We start from the raw sequence: 15,062 nt of genomic DNA, 5'->3' as shown, positions 1-15,062 counted from the left end.
TAAAAGGGTATCTTTTGGTTATAGAAATTATGATAATTTGCGTAATCGAATTATTATAACTTCGCGACTATTTGCCTCAACAACAAAAAAAGAGATTAAACAACCTAAGGTTGCTTAATCTCAATATATGGACTCATCAGTCCGATTTGACGTAGAGCCATAATTTAAAACAAGGTATTCATCTCTTCAAAAAGAAAACGCTAGCGAAGCAAAATTAAGCTTCACTAGCGTATAAATATTGTTTAAAAATTAATCATCGAATGAATATAAAGGTGTTGATAAGTAACGTTCACCATTACTTGGCAATACTGTTACAACTGTTTTACCTTTACCTAATTCTTTAGCTTTTTGAATTGCAGCATGAATTGCAGCACCAGAAGAAATACCTGCTAGGATACCTTCTTCTTTAGCAACGCGACGAGATGTTTCCATAGCTGTATCATTGTCTACTTTGATGATACTATCATAAATATTTGTATCTAAAGTATCCGGTACGAATCCTGCACCTAAACCCTGCAATTTATGTGGTCCTGGCTCACCACCACTTAATACTGGTGATGCTTCAGGCTCTATAGCAACGATTTCAACATTAGGATATTTTTCTTTTAAGACTTTACCTACACCAGATAAAGTACCACCTGTACCTACACCTGCTAAGAAAGCGTCGATTTGTTTACCTTCAAATTGTTCTACTAATTCTGGGCCTGTAGTTAACGCATGAATTTCAGGGTTGGCTGGGTTTTCGAATTGTTGTGGTTCAAAGTAACCATGCTCTTCTTTTAATTCTTTTGCTTTTTTAATAGCGCCTTTCATAGCTTCTGAACCTGGTGTTAAAACTAATTCTGCACCATAAGCTTTTAATAAGTTACGACGCTCAGAACTCATTGTTTCAGGCATTGTAAATACTGCTTTATAACCTTTAGCTGCACATACGAAAGCTAAACCGATACCTGTGTTACCACTTGTTGGTTCTACAATCGTATCACCTGGTTTAATTTTCCCTTCTTTTTCAGCTTTTTCGATCATAGCTAATGCGATACGGTCTTTTACTGAACCACCTGGATTTTGGTATTCTAGTTTTACGTAAACATCTGCTGCATCTTCATCTACAACGTTTCTTAATTTTACTACCGGTGTATTGCCAATAATTTGAGTAATGTTATCTACTGGTTTTTGTGCCATTGAAAAAACGCTCCTTTTAACTTTCATATTTAAAACTTAGTTTTTTTATCGGATATAACTATATTCTATCAGAATTTTCTAAAAAGAAAAAGCTAATTCTCTTATTTTAGAATTGAAGTTACATTTTACTTTTACATTATTTTAGTTTCCCTATAAAAAAGGCAATAAACACATAATGGTTTATCGCCTTTAGTATATTTTTAATTATGCATTCATTGAAGCTAATAGGTCTTCAAGTTCAGCTTCTGAATAATTATATTTATTACCACAGAAGTGACAAATAGCTTCCGCGCCATGGTCCTCTTTAATCATATCTTGGATTTCAGCTTCTCCTAAACCTTTAATTGCATTTAGAAACTTCTCATGACTACAGTTACATTCAAACTGAGCTTGCATAGTTTCTAAGATTTGAACGTTATCTTCACCAAGTATTTCTTTTAAAATACCTTCTGGCGTTAATCCTTGTTCAATTAATTTAGAAACGGGTTGCATATTATTTATAGCATTTTCTAATTTTGTTACAGTTTCATCTTTAGCGCCTGGCATTACTTGAATAATAAATCCTCCAGCAGCTTTAATAGAATTGTCAGGATTTACTAACACACCCAAACCAACTGATGAAGGTGTTTGTTCACTTGTCGCAAAATAGTATGTGAAGTCTTCTCCTAATTCACCTGATACAATCGGACTTGCACCTGAGAAATAGTCTTTCATACCAACGTCTTTCACTACTTGGATGGACCCGTCTGTACCAACTGCTCGTCTAACATCTAATTTACCTTGTTCATTTAATGGAAAATGCGTTTGTGGTTTATCCACATAGGCACGTACATTACCTTCAGCATCTGCATCTGCAATGATTCTTCCAATAGGGCCTTTACCATCAACTGTTACTGTTAATTTTTGTTCACCTTTAAGCATCGAACCCATTAATAAAGTTGCTGTCATTGTTCTGCCCATAGCAGCTGAAGCTGTTGGCCAAGTGTAATGACGTGTTTGTGCTTCTTGCACTGATTCAGTTGTTAGCGCAGCGTACGCACGTATTTCTCCTTCGTAAGCTAATGATTTTACAATATAATCATGTGTCATCCTTATAAACTCCTTTAGTACATTTATTTTTATATTGATATTATTTATGCTTTAATCTTTCAATTATTTCTACATTTTCCCTTTAAGGATACTTATTCTACACTTGTTTAATAAGAATATGAAGTAACTTGCTTTCAACTCTAATGTTGTCTCTTTCACGATCACTACATATTAAAAAATCTCCTTTGACTAAGGGGCATTGCCTTACTCAAAGGAGATAATAATCCAGTTTAAACTTATCTATTGCTAGGGTTGTTTGGATCGTTTGGATTATATGGCTTATCGATATTTGGAGATTGTTCATGACCTGTGTCTTCTTCATTATTTGAATGTCCACGATGTTGATCATTATCTTCTTTACGATCTTCTCGCATGTCTTCTTTACCTTCTTCTAGTTGTTCTTCGCGGATATCATCGTAAGATTTACCATATTTACCTTCGCTATAGTCAGAATCTTCATCTTTAACAACACGAGCAGCATCATAATCTACTTCAGGCAATACACCATCATAGAATAATGAACGGATTTGTTCAGCTACTAATGTTTCTTCTGTTAACAATGTTTTAGCGATAAGTTTAAGTTCTTTTTCATGGTCTAATAAGATTTGTTTACAACGTTCATATTGTTCTTTAATAATACGTTGAACTTCTTTATCAATTTCATAAGCGATTTGACCAGAATAGTTAGGTTCACCTTGCATATCTTTACCTAAGAATACTTGTCCACCGCCGCTAGATGAGAATTGTAATGGTCCAAGTTTTTTACTCATACCATACTCAGTAACCATAGAACGTGCAATTTGAGTTGCTCTTTCGAAGTCATTTGATGCACCAGTTGATACTTCATGGAAATTGATATCTTCGGATACACGACCACCTAATAAACCACAAATTTTATCTAATAATTCAGGTTCTGTCATTAAGAAACGATCTTGTTTAGGTAACATCATTGCGTAACCACCAGCTTGTCCACGTGGAACAATTGTTACTTTATGAACAACTTCTGCTTCATCAAGTACCATACCGATAACTGTATGACCCGCTTCATGGTGAGCCACAATATTACGTTCTTTATCTGAAATGACACGTGATTTTTTAGCTGGACCAGCAATAACACGGTCTGTAGCTTCTTCAATATCACGCATGTCAATTTTGTTTTTACCTTCACGTGCAGCAATTAAAGATGCTTCATTTAATAAATTCTCTAAATCTGCCCCTGAGAAACCAGGTGTTCTTTGTGAAATAGCTTTTAAGTCAACAGTTTCATCAAGTGGTTTGTTTTTAGAGTGTACGTGAAGAATAGCCTCACGACCTTTAACATCTGGACGGCCAACTTGAATTTGTCTATCGAAACGACCAGGGCGTAGTAATGCTGGGTCTAAGATATCAGGACGGTTAGTTGCAGCAATCATGATAATACCTTCGTTTTCACCGAAACCATCCATTTCAACTAGTAATTGGTTAAGCGTTTGTTCACGTTCATCGTGACCGCCACCAACACCTGCACCACGTTGACGTCCTACTGCATCAATTTCATCGATAAAGATAATACATGGTGCATTCTTTTTCGCATTTTCGAATAAGTCACGCACACGGCTTGCACCGACACCAACGAACATCTCAACAAAGTCTGAACCACTGATTGAGAAGAAAGGTGCACCTGCTTCACCAGCTACGGCACGTGCTAATAATGTTTTACCTGTACCAGGAGGGCCTACAAGTAATACACCTTTAGGTATTCTTGAACCCATTTGTTTGAATTTCTTATTATCTTTTAAGAAATCTACTATTTCAATTAATTCTTGTTTTTCTTCATCTGCACCAGCGACATCCGAGAATCGTACACGACGTTTTTGATTATCGTACATTTTAGCTTTGGATTTACCAAAGTTCATCATACGACCACCACCGCCGCCACCTTGTGCTTGGCTAAGGAAGAAAATGAATAGGAAAGCAATAATTAATACAGGAATTAATGTTGTCAACATACTTACGAAGACACTTTGTTTCTCTTCTTCTTTAACTTTAAAATCTAGTCCTTTTTGGCTTTTTGCTTCATTTGTAATTTTTTGTAAGTCTTTTTCGTTATTGTATAAAATCGTTGAAGAATAATCTTCATCATTTTTTGTTTTACCACTTACCAAGTACACATTTTGCTCAGGTTGGATTTCTAAGGTCTTTAAATCACCTTTATCCAATTTCTCTACAAACTGTGAATAGGAAAGTTGTTTCGGTGTATTGCCATTCCCATTTATGTAAGAAAATACGCCGAATATAATAACGCCAATAATTGCGATAACAAGCACATTGCGAAAAGCTTTTTGCATGCGTCATTTCCTCCTATTTCTATAATAAAGCTAACAAAAATTGTAACACAAAACTTCTCTTAAAGGCTAGCATTTCAACTTTTGTAATACTTTTCAAAATCCTTGTGTTATCAAACTTTTTAAAACTTAAGTTCTCTAAAAAACGATAAGTTTTTAAAATGTGTTTAAGCATATAAAATGAGTCTACACTAATTCATTTATTAAGTATAGTTATTATATCTTAAACACGATTTAATTATATTAACATCTAAATGAATTTCACTTATTTGTTATAAATTTCTGGTTTTAATGTGCCAATATACGGTAAATTTCGATAATGTTCAGCGTAATCCAATCCATAACCTACAACAAATTCATCAGGAATTTTCTTACCAACATATTTAGCTTCAATATCAGCTTTACGACGATTTGGTTTATCCAGTAATGTAACAATTTCAAGTGAATTAACTTTACGTGATTGCAATAACTCAGTAATTGATTTCAATGTTGTACCTGTTTCTAAAATATCTTCAATGATTAGGACGTCTTTATTTTCAATAGATGAACCTAAATCTTTTAAGATTTGAACTTCACCAGTTGATTCAGTTCCGCCATGATAGCTTGAAACATCCATAAAATCAATTGCTAAATGTGTGTCGATGCGTTTAATTAGGTCTGCCATAAACATAACAGAACCTTTTAGAATACCCACACATACAAGTGGTTTATCTTTATAATCTTTAGTTAATTGTTCTCCTAAATCTTTACAAATATTTTGTATATCTTCTTCAGTTAACAATATTTCTTTTAAGTCGTCTTTCATTCGTTATTCATCTCCAATTTTTTTGATTTCTATATGTTGATTATATGCCTTAGCAATATATAAATTACCTACAGCAATAATTTGATGGTATTGATCTTCAATTAATGGCATTTGCATGCGCACATCATTTGGAATTTTGTGATCTATAAACAAACGACTCACTTTTTTATGACCTTTTTGTCCATTTAGTTCGACTTTATCTCCATTGTGACGAGTTCGTATCAATAATGGTAATTGTTGTTTAGGAATCGTCGGATGTATAACAACGAGATAATGTCCGAAACGATATGTATCTGCATCATTCACGATTTGATTATCTAATAATGACGGCTCATTTTTCGCCAATATAATAAATTTATCATATGCTATTTGAATTATCCATTTTTCAGTGAGGGATATCTCAAATTGTGCGATTTGATTACTAATCTGATCAAACCATTCATGATATTGTTTCTCTGAAAATGCCTTATTCAACTGAAGTTGTTCGAAGAGCTGATCTAACAATATCATTTTAGTTATATCATCAAGTTGATTAAATACATTTCGTGAAAATTGTATTTGAGTTCCATTTTTATTAATTAGACAATCATTCTCTATAAAGGATTGGGCTTTTTTTCGATTCTCCTGTAATTGAATATCATGCCAACGTTTCAATTTTAGTAAATGCGCGCTATCAAGATCTGCATTTTGATTAATCGCTGGTAATAGTCGATTGCGAATGTCATTTCTAACATATTTATTGTCACTGTTTGAGCTATCTTCATAATAAGGAACTTGATATTTGTGCTGATAGTCGCGTATGTCTTCTTTTGAAACTTCAAGTAATGGGCGACATATTGTGTAATGATTACGAATTGATTGAACATCTATCCCTAGAGTACTTCGTGTAGAACGTCCAGTAAATAGTCTATAGAAGATTGTTTCTAGCTGGTCATCTAAATGATGTGCTGTAAGTAATACATCTGCATCTAACCTTTTCATCATTTCGTCAAACCACTCATAACGCAATTGTCGAGCATCAGCTTGTATACTCTTCCCTTGCGCTACTACATCCGTTAAATTCAAACGCTTTACATAGCAAGGTATCTCATATTGTTTACAAAATGCTTCTATAAACGCTTCTTCCTTATGTGATGCCTCTCGTAAGCCGTGATTAACATGAAGACAGGTCAATTGTTTATAAGTACGAGATGATTGTGAAAGTAAATTGTGTAAAAGTGACATACTATCTATACCTGTCGAAACAGCAATCACAACATGATCAGTATTGCTCCATAGTGACGTATTAACTTTCAACACAAAGACCTCCTTAATAACATGAATATACCTTATTGCAATATTACAATGTAGTCATCAAAAAAAGAGTGGAACTAAAATTCATTGTTGAATTTTAAGTTCCACCCCGCAAAAATAACATATCTTACATAAAATAAAGGGCAATTCGATAGGACGACAATTGTTTATCTTACGGTGAATGTTACCTTTGCTATTACCAATTGTTATATAAATAATATATTATAAATTAGCGTCTTGAACCTTTACCACCACGTCTTGATTCAGTTTGTCGTTTAATAGATGTTAATTTATCTTCACTATCTTTTAAGAAATTGCTTAATTTCTTTTCAAAATCTTCACCTTTTTGTTGTGGTGGTCTATTGTGATTTGATTTATGTTGTGGTCTACGAGGACGATCTTTTGCTTTTTTTATTGAAAGGCTAATTTTACCGTCATCTGCAATAGATAAGACTTTAACTTCAACTTCGTCTCCAACTGATAGGTGATCTTCAACATTCTCAACATAGTTATCAGCCACTTCACTGATATGAACTAAGCCACTTTTCCCTTCAGGTAACTCTACGAATGCACCAAATTTTTTGATACCAGTAACTTTACCTTTTAGCTTGTTTCCTACTTCGATTGACATATTCTAAATAAATCCTCCCGATTTTGATTCGATTTTAACCTTATTATATTCCTGTTTTAATATTTTCACAATGCTATAAAACCAGATAATTCATTCTTATTTAAGAAAAACGATTATCCTTAATGTTATCAGTTGTCATTAGAGGATTTAGACTTAGAATCATCATTATTAGGCAATTTAAAAATAACTTCACCTTTATTGCTCAGGTAATAATCGTCTCTTGCTACTTTCTCTATGTAGTCTTTATTATTTAAATTACTAAGTTCTTCTTTTAATGCGATTTCCTCGTCTTGCTTTTTCTGAAACTGTTCCTCTTTATGTTTACGCTCAACTGCTGCTTTATCATTGCTTTGTTTTTGGACGACAAGCATGATGGATAGAATAATTATGATTGCTAATAATATCCCACCGAATACAGTTACTCTTCGTCTAACAACGCGCATTTTCTTTTGTTGTCGTTGCTTCTTTCGATTCTTTTCGGAGGTATACTGATTCCCTATTTCTTCTACCTTTTTACTCATTGCTTGTCACCTCCTTCAGTCTATTCTTCTTCAAATTGGTTCTGATTAATACGTTCTTCTTTAATTAAATCGTACATACCTTTAGCGTTTTCTTTAGAAGCATGTTCACTTAAACCAGTTACTTTAACTGTAACAAGCTTTTGTCCGAAACGAATAACTAATTCATCTTCTACCTTAACATCTGTTCCAGCTTTAGCTACATTTCCATTAACGGTAATACGTCCTTGATCACTTATCTCTTTCGCTAAAGTACGACGTTTAACAAGTCGCGATACTTTTAAATATTTATCTAATCTCATAAATCTTTCTCCCCTTGTTGCAAAAAGTTTCTAAGGGTTTCTTCATCAAAATCCTTATTTTTGGTTTTATCATACAATGCCATGAAGTGGTCTGCAAACACTTTCTCAAATTTAGCTCGTGGTGCTTTACCTTCTTTACTTTTAGCTGTCTGCCAAATGTCATTTAATTCTTCTATCGATGCCGCTTTTTCATCACCAAAAATATGTGGATGACGACGAATCATCTTAGCACTTAAGCTTTCAATGATTTCTTGAATGTCCATATAGCCTTCTTTTTTGCCAATACTTGCATGTAAGAGAACTTGAAGAAAGATATCTCCTAATTCTTCTATCATGTGCCAATCATCTTCATTATCAATTGCTTCGAATAATTCAAAGCTTTCTTCCAATAGATAGCGTTTGAGGGAGGCATGAGTTTGAACACGATCCCATGGGCAACCAGTTTCATCATCGACTAAGCGATTTATAATCTCTACTGCATAATCAAAGTTTCGATATAATACTTCATCATTTGTCACTTTAGGAACGTAGACACTTGTTAAATTATTAAATGCGTCTTCGTGATGGTCAAGTTCAAATAAAGGTACCTCTAGTACAGAGGCGCCAGTGCTATGTGCGCCAGTCACTACTTTGACTGGAAAATCATCTGGATAATGTTCCATCAAAGTGATTTTAATATCTGCTGCAACCATAGCACTATATACCTGAGTAATAAGTGTATGTGTACGCACATTTAATAACTGTTCGGTTAATGCCGTACCATCTAACAAAGTGAAACCATCGTTTGGATCTTGGTTAATCGCTGCGAAAATATCATCTATAAAACTTTTACCACCTAGCATTTTAACATTCACGTCTTGATGATGGTCATTGTAGTCTAACAACTTGGCCGTCGTTGTTTCAGCTACACGTGGATGTCCAGGTACGGCATAGATAACATCTTGTGATTGCGCTTTTTCAATTAATACATCAACAATTTGTTGATACACAGAATCGAAATCTTCATTCTTTTCATAAATAGTATCAAAACTTTCGAATTTAAGCTCATCTTGTAATTGATTAATTACAGGATGGTCTAGTGTCCTAGTATAAACAAGCGGTTGTTGTATTAAAAAACGATAGATACCAAGTGGCAACTCATCTAAACCGTAGTTTCCTAAACCAACAATTGTAATTGTATGTGTCATTAATGTCGTCCTTTCTTTATATGATAAAGCTTTTCGCCAAATGGCAAATGTTTTAATTCTCTATAACCTAAGATGTTCATATATATAACTAACATTAATAATACGGCAATGCCTATGATTGCCACAACAACTAACTCTATAAGTCCAACTATACGTCCCGCTTGAGGTAATACCTGCATACTAATTTGAATGATTATCGTCATGATGACAAGCGCAGTAAACATTTTCAAAATGAATGGTTTCATTTGACTAAAGTGATACTGCTTAAGAACTTCTTTATGCAGTATAATTACAAAACAAATAAGGGACAAAACAGTGCTAATACTAGCGCCAGCAATACCATAATGATGAATCAATAGGGCGTTAAGTATCCCTTTCACTACTAAGCCAATAGTTACACCAATCAATATTGGACGAATGCAATTGAGTACTTGTAATAATGCAATATACATCATTATAAGCGATACACAGATAACCGTTAACATATAGGATCCAAGTGTAAAACCTAAACTATTGGTCTTAAAGAAGACTGCATTCATCATAGGTAATAAATTAATTAATCCTATACCAGCTGCTGAACTAATTAATATAGTGATTTTAAGCGATGCATTAGCGTAAAGATTCATTTTAATTTGATTTCGTTGTTCGATTGCTTCAGTTAAAAGTGGGATTAACACAAAACTAAAAGTTGTCGTAACAATTAAACCCATTTGTATAAATGAAGCTCCACGATCATAAATTCCTTTTTGCATGATTGCTTCTTTAAAATGTAGGCCGTGTGATTGTAGTGTATGAACAATTGTAAAGCTATCTATAAATTGCCATAATATGACCAATAATTGGCTCAATGCAAATACAAGTGTAGCCATAAGTAAGTCTTTCCAAGGTATATTTGCTGATAAATTCTGCATCTTAAAAGAGAAAGGTTTCATAACTATTAAAAAGAGACTTGAACCTAAAAAACCAAGTGCAGAAGCTAAAATAGCAATCGTTCCTGCTTGATATATTGACCAATCTTTACTCATAAATAAACCAATGGCTACAATGATGAGACCAACACGAATGATTTGTTCAATAACCTGGGAAATAGCGGGTATATTCATACGTCTTTGACTTTGGTAATAACCACGACACACACCTAATATACCAATAAATAAATAACTCAAACTTGCCATTCGTATCATAGGTGCAAGTCTTGAATCTCCCATCAATATAGCCACTGGGTGCGCTAATAATAAGAGCATTAAAAATATTACTATGCCTAACGTTTGAAATCGTATTAGCACTTTTGAAAACGAAGACGGTTGTCCATTAATACCCAGCGTTTGCGTTACCGCACTTGGAATAGCATTCATAGATAAAATCATCCCTAGCGCCACAATTGGATATATTTGTTGATAAGCATACAACCCAGTATCTCCGAGAACATTTTGGTAAGGCACTCTGTAAATTGCACTTAAAATTTTAACTATGATGAGTGCAAGGGTTAGAATCACAACGCCATTGAACGCTGTGTGGTTAGAGGGTTCAATGTATTTGAACTCGTTTGAACTCTTAGATGATAACAATTGTGTAGATTTAGATTCTGATATGCTTTTAGTTTTCATCTTCAATAACCATACTTCCTTCAAGACATCTCACAAGGAATTTCAAGTTATCTAACCATTGCTTAGACTTGGTAAGTGTTACATGCATGCGATTTTCTTTAACACCTAGTTTCATTGCACGTCCTAAGGGTTGTGTTTGTTTAAACAGTTCTTCACCGTTCATTTGTCCTGTTGCTTTCGCTGATAATGACACTTCAATTTGCTTACCTTTATCTTTAATTAAAGTTATCCCTGCATGTAGCGCATGTATTTTAATTTCAACCATTTCAAGTAAACGTTCAACTTCAACTGGATAATCATTGAATCGATCTATCAATTCATCTTTAATATCAAATAATTGTTCTTCTGTTTCGACTTTACGTAGTTTTTTATAAATTTCAATTTTTGCTTGCTCATTTTGAATGTATTCTGCAGGTAAATAGGCATCTAAGTTGAGTTCCATTTCTACTTCTGGTGCATCTGGTTCTTCTTCTTTAATACCACGTTTTTCATTAACCGCTTCTTCTAACATTTGTGAATACAAGTCAAAGCCAACCGAATCAATAAAGCCGTGTTGTTGTTTACCTAGTAAGTTTCCGGCACCACGAATATTTAAATCACGCATGGCAATTTTGAATCCTGAACCCAATTCAGTAAATTCTTTAATAGCTTGTAATCTTTCTTCTGCAGTTTCAGTTAGCACTTTATTCGCAGAATGTAAGAAGTATGCATAGCCAATTCGACTTGAGCGTCCTACACGACCGCGCAATTGATACAATTGGCTTAATCCAAAGCGATCTGCTTCTTCAATGATTAGAGTATTCGCATTAGGTACATCTACACCTGTCTCAATAATCGTTGTAGTCACTAAAATATCAAATTCGCCATTAATAAAGCTTAGCATTGTTTCTTCAAGATCACGTTCTGTCATCTGACCATGTGCAACGGCAATATTAGCATCCGGCATTAACATCTGTAATTGTTCACGTTTTTCATAAATGGATTGAACTCTGTTGTATAAATAGAATACCTGTCCATCACGTGATAATTCTCGTTCTAAAGCTTCTTTAATAAAATTATTATTTTGTTCTAACACATAAGTTTGTACAGGGAAGCGATTTTCTGGAGGTGTCTCAATGACTGATAAATCCCGTACACCTAGCATACTCATGTGTAATGTTCTAGGAATAGGCGTTGCAGTTAACGTCAGTACGTCTACATTCGTCTTCATTGTCTTAATACGTTCTTTATGACGTACACCAAAACGTTGTTCTTCATCGACTATTAATAATCCTAAATCTTTATAATGAATATCTTTGCCTAACAATTTATGTGTTCCAACAACAATATCAACGTATCCTGATTTAAGACCTTCTTTAGTTTCTTTGACTTCTTTAGTTGAACGGAATCGACTAATCAATTCAATTTGTACCGGAAAATCCTGCATTCGTTCAATTAACGTTTCATAATGTTGTTGCGCTAAAATCGTTGTAGGTACAAGAAATGCAACTTGTTTCCCTTCCATTACTGCTTTAAAAGCTGCTCTAACAGCAACTTCTGTTTTACCATAACCTACGTCACCACATAATAGACGATCCATTGGTCGCTCGCGTTCCATATCACCTTTAATTTCGTCTATCGATTTCGCTTGGTCAGGCGTTAATTCATATGGGAAGTCCATTTCAAATGCACTTTGCTCAGCGGTATCTTCACCGTATTGATAACCTACCGACATTTCACGTTCTTTATATAATGCGATTAATTCATCAGCAATATCTTCGACACTTTGTTGAACTTTAGCTTTTGTTTTCTTCCATTCTGAGCCACCAAGTTTATTTAATTTAGGCGACTTATCTTCTGAAGCAACATATTTTTGAACTTGATCCATTTGATCGACTGGTACAAAGAGTTGGTCTGTGCCTTTATATTGCAATTTAATATAATCTCGGTGAACATCTCCAACTTCTAAAGTTTCAACACCAAGATAACGCCCTACCCCATGATGTACATGTACGACGTAGTCACCAACATTAAGGTCTTGATATGACTTGATTTTTTCAGCATTAGATAAAGTTTTAGTACGTTTACGCTGTTTCTTTTGTTTTGTTTTGAACAATTCTCTCTCAGTTATAACAACAAGTTGCATATAAGGTAATTCGAAACCTTCTGAAAGACTACCCTCTGTAACAACGACTTGGCCAGATTTAATGTCATTGTGAACATTAGTAACAGTTGGTATATGCATCTCATTCAACATCGATTGAATTCGTTCAACTTTCGTTTCAGTTTCTACTAACACCACGATATGATAGTCGTTGTGTACATAGCGTTGGAATTCAGAACGCATAATATCGTATTGCCCATAAAACTGTTGTACTGGTTTACAAGAAAACTTAATAATATGTTGTAACTGAACAGGCATAGTGGACGTAAACAAAGTGAAGTACGTCACTGGATAATCCTTCAATAACGACTCAAAACCATCAAATTGCATAAATGATTGACCGATAAATCCGTTTCCACTTTCTATTAAGTTCTGAATGAAATCGTCCACTTCAGTTGTTAGCGTCTTTTCAGTTTCTTTAATACGGTTATATTCGTCAGCTACAATGATGGCGTCTTTTGCAAAATAGTCAATAAGCGTTGAAGGTTGCTCGTACATAAATGCCACCAAGCGACGTAATAATTGATGATCAAAAAACGTTGTTTCAAATAACTTAAAACTTTCATATGTCTCTTTCAAATCATTACGAACAGACTTGTCAATTTTTGGTCGTGTTGTTTCATAAGCGGTTTTCAATTCTGATTGTAAATGTTGAATGACATCATCTGTAATAATGTAATCACTTGCTGTTGTGATTGAAACTTCTTCAATATTGTCATTTGAACGTTGCGTCTCAACATCAAAGTCACGAATTGAATCAACTTCTGTATCAAACAATTCTATTCGAACAGGTTGACCTATGAGAGGGTGAATATCGATAATACCTCCACGCAATGAGAACTCGCCGATATGTGATACAACACTCTCGCGACGATATCCCATATTCACTAATTTATTTAAGAATTCATCGACATCTATATCCTCGCCTACTCTAAGTGTAATTTGATGATCTTTCCAAAGTTCAAACGGTGTGAGCCACTTTTTCAATCCGTTCAAAGGAACGATAAATAACCCTTTCTTATTATGAGCTAATGCAGTCAGTGTTCTTACACGTTCACTCATAAGTTGAGGGCTTTGCGTTGAAAATTCTTCAGTCATAATATCTTGTACAGGATATTTATAAACTTCAGAATGATCGACATATTGTAAAATATCAGTTTCTAATTTATCTGCTTGATATAAGTTGTTAGTGATTAACAACATTTGTTTTTGATCTTTTAGATACTTTTCAGCGATAATCGTAGCTTTCGCAGAGGGAGAGAGACCAGTTACAAGAATGTTTTGATGACCGAATACATCATTGAGTTCCTGGAAACGTTTATCATTTTGAATATAGTCTGAAATGATAGATCTCAATTGACTTCTCCATTATATTGATTCATTACATGGTCGAAGCGTGAACTTTCAATAAAAGCTTCCACAGCATGTGCTGAATGTTCAATCACTTTATCCATAGTAATCATCTCTTCTTTTGAAAATTTCTGTAATACATAATCAGGTACTGACATACCATTCGTTGGTCTCCCTACGCCAATACGAATTCGTTTAAATTGATCTGTACCTAAATGTTTAATGATAGACTTCATACCATTATGTCCTCCAGCACTACCTTTTTGGCGCAAGCGGATTTGACCTTGAGATAAATCTAAATCATCATACAAGACGATTAAATCTTCCACTTCAACATTATAGTAATCCATTAATGGCCCTACTGCTTCACCAGACAGATTCATCATAGTCATTGGTTCAATAAATAGAACCTTGTCACCATTTAAACGTTCAATAGTATAAGCACCTTTAAATTTTTGTTTATCTAATGAGAAATTATGTTTCTTCAAAATGTAATCAATGACTTCAAAACCGATATTGTGTCTTGTTAACTCAAATCGCTTGCCTATATTCCCAAGACCCACAATACATTTCATACGATGTTACCTCCATTGTGATTCATTTATAACGACTAACTGAATAGAATTGTGCA

Annotated in this window: 12 protein-coding genes; all 12 read right to left on the bottom strand. The window is 34.2% G+C overall.

Annotated features, from left to right (window positions below; translation table 11 throughout):
- Window positions 1-249: 249 nt before the first annotated feature.
- The 12 genes from cysK to pth all read right to left on the bottom strand — a co-directional run bounded on the left by cysK (window position 250) and on the right by pth (window position 15,006).
- Entirely contained in the window at window positions 250-1,182 is a 933-nt protein-coding gene (gene cysK / locus BB045_RS01525) for a cysteine synthase A (RefSeq protein WP_016931263.1), read from the bottom strand.
- Between the two features lie 204 nt (window positions 1,183-1,386).
- Window positions 1,387-2,271: an Hsp33 family molecular chaperone HslO gene (gene hslO / locus BB045_RS01520; RefSeq protein WP_037552528.1), complete on the bottom strand. Its 885-nt coding sequence runs from the start codon at window positions 2,269-2,271 to the stop codon at window positions 1,387-1,389.
- Window positions 2,272-2,507: 236 nt separating this feature from the next.
- Complete coding sequence (gene ftsH / locus BB045_RS01515; protein WP_049426444.1) at window positions 2,508-4,598, bottom strand: ATP-dependent zinc metalloprotease FtsH; 2,091 nt, start codon at window positions 4,596-4,598, stop codon at window positions 2,508-2,510.
- Between the two features lie 262 nt (window positions 4,599-4,860).
- A complete protein-coding gene (gene hpt / locus BB045_RS01510; RefSeq protein ID WP_011276752.1) occupies window positions 4,861-5,400 on the bottom strand; it encodes a hypoxanthine phosphoribosyltransferase in 540 nt (179 codons plus the stop codon).
- A 3-nt stretch (window positions 5,401-5,403) separates the two neighbouring features.
- Window positions 5,404-6,696, bottom strand: a complete 1,293-nt coding sequence (tilS, locus tag BB045_RS01505; RefSeq protein WP_178377500.1) for a tRNA lysidine(34) synthetase TilS — start codon at window positions 6,694-6,696, stop codon at window positions 5,404-5,406.
- Window positions 6,697-6,922: 226 nt separating this feature from the next.
- Complete coding sequence (locus tag BB045_RS01500; RefSeq protein WP_053017953.1) at window positions 6,923-7,324, bottom strand: S1 domain-containing RNA-binding protein; 402 nt, start codon at window positions 7,322-7,324, stop codon at window positions 6,923-6,925.
- Between the two features lie 128 nt (window positions 7,325-7,452).
- A complete protein-coding gene (gene divIC / locus BB045_RS01495; protein ID WP_037552540.1) occupies window positions 7,453-7,845 on the bottom strand; it encodes a cell division protein DivIC in 393 nt (130 codons plus the stop codon).
- Between the two features lie 20 nt (window positions 7,846-7,865).
- Window positions 7,866-8,144 (bottom strand): RNA-binding S4 domain-containing protein, encoded by a 279-nt coding sequence (locus BB045_RS01490; protein ID WP_037537011.1) that lies wholly within the window; start codon window positions 8,142-8,144, stop codon window positions 7,866-7,868.
- Complete coding sequence (locus BB045_RS01485; RefSeq protein WP_075140425.1) at window positions 8,141-9,331, bottom strand: MazG nucleotide pyrophosphohydrolase domain-containing protein; 1,191 nt, start codon at window positions 9,329-9,331, stop codon at window positions 8,141-8,143. The genes BB045_RS01490 and BB045_RS01485 overlap by 4 nt, the downstream gene beginning before the upstream one ends.
- Window positions 9,331-10,863, bottom strand: coding sequence for a polysaccharide biosynthesis protein (locus BB045_RS01480; RefSeq protein ID WP_075140427.1), 1,533 nt, complete (start codon window positions 10,861-10,863; stop codon window positions 9,331-9,333). The genes BB045_RS01485 and BB045_RS01480 overlap by 1 nt, the downstream gene beginning before the upstream one ends.
- Window positions 10,864-10,927: 64 nt before the next feature.
- Window positions 10,928-14,437, bottom strand: coding sequence for a transcription-repair coupling factor (mfd, locus tag BB045_RS01475; RefSeq protein ID WP_075140424.1), 3,510 nt, complete (start codon window positions 14,435-14,437; stop codon window positions 10,928-10,930).
- Window positions 14,434-15,006 (bottom strand): aminoacyl-tRNA hydrolase, encoded by a 573-nt coding sequence (pth, locus tag BB045_RS01470; protein WP_011276759.1) that lies wholly within the window; start codon window positions 15,004-15,006, stop codon window positions 14,434-14,436. The genes mfd and pth overlap by 4 nt, the downstream gene beginning before the upstream one ends.
- Between the last annotated feature and the right edge of the window lie 56 nt (window positions 15,007-15,062).

It is taken from the genome of Staphylococcus sp. MB377 (assembly GCF_001922505.1).
GTDB classification, from domain to species: domain Bacteria; phylum Bacillota; class Bacilli; order Staphylococcales; family Staphylococcaceae; genus Staphylococcus; species Staphylococcus haemolyticus.
The sequence above is the reverse complement of the archived record's forward strand: the minus strand, read 5'-3'. Positions and strand labels throughout refer to the sequence as shown.

Coding starts and splice junctions, on each gene's coding strand:
- cysK (WP_016931263.1), bottom strand. CDS start 1,182: ATGGCACAAAAACCAGTAGATAACATTACTCAAATTATTGGCAATACA.
- hslO (WP_037552528.1), bottom strand. CDS start 2,271: ATGACACATGATTATATTGTAAAATCATTAGCTTACGAAGGAGAAATA.
- pth (WP_011276759.1), bottom strand. CDS start 15,006: ATGAAATGTATTGTGGGTCTTGGGAATATAGGCAAGCGATTTGAGTTA.
- divIC (WP_037552540.1), bottom strand. CDS start 7,845: ATGAGTAAAAAGGTAGAAGAAATAGGGAATCAGTATACCTCCGAAAAG.
- BB045_RS01485 (WP_075140425.1), bottom strand. CDS start 9,331: ATGACACATACAATTACAATTGTTGGTTTAGGAAACTACGGTTTAGAT.
- BB045_RS01500 (WP_053017953.1), bottom strand. CDS start 7,324: ATGTCAATCGAAGTAGGAAACAAGCTAAAAGGTAAAGTTACTGGTATC.
- BB045_RS01490 (WP_037537011.1), bottom strand. CDS start 8,144: ATGAGATTAGATAAATATTTAAAAGTATCGCGACTTGTTAAACGTCGT.
- ftsH (WP_049426444.1), bottom strand. CDS start 4,598: ATGCAAAAAGCTTTTCGCAATGTGCTTGTTATCGCAATTATTGGCGTT.
- hpt (WP_011276752.1), bottom strand. CDS start 5,400: ATGAAAGACGACTTAAAAGAAATATTGTTAACTGAAGAAGATATACAA.